Origin of the sequence: Prevotella sp. SGI.167 (assembly GCF_050313615.1) — a bacterium.
GTDB lineage: Bacteria > Bacteroidota > Bacteroidia > Bacteroidales > Bacteroidaceae > Prevotella.
This window is the reverse complement of the sequence record NZ_JBNPLT010000138.1, coordinates 1-464: the sequence shown is the minus strand read 5'-3', so window position 1 is coordinate 464 and position 464 is coordinate 1. Positions and strand designations below refer to the sequence as shown.

Here is a 464-nt window from a genome sequence, read left to right as displayed (position 1 = left end):
CTTATCGGAAGTATATGAGATGTTTTCCTGTGTCAGTTCCTTGATGGCTCTGAGGATGGTATCAGAGCTGCATGTGCGCAAGGTCGGATGATACGAGAGATGACGCATCAGATGCGATGTTACATCCTCCACGCATGAACCGCCACAGAAGTATACGCTCATCAGAGAACGAATAATTTCGCTGTACTGGTATCCGATGATACTGCGGCATCTCTGACCAAGTGTCTGGTCGATAATAGGTGAAAGCATGGAGTCAAATTGCTCCATGATTGAAAAAATTCCTCCAAAAGGTGTGAGTTTTTCAGATTTTATTTGTACCTTTGCCATGTCTTGTTACGATTTACGCTTGTTTTGATTTGCAACACTAAGATAAGTGAAAAATCTGACATGGCAAAATCCTGAGCAACTTTTTGTTGCTCAGGAACTTATAAATAAAGTTAAATCAAAGTGTTGCGGAATTAAGG

General features: G+C 40.9%; 1 pseudogene. It reads right to left on the bottom strand.

Annotated features, from left to right (window positions below):
• A pseudogene (locus tag ACQRBJ_RS16240) lies at positions 1-327 on the bottom strand (IS1380 family transposase); the annotation flags it as partial.
• Between the last annotated feature and the right edge of the window lie 137 nt (positions 328-464).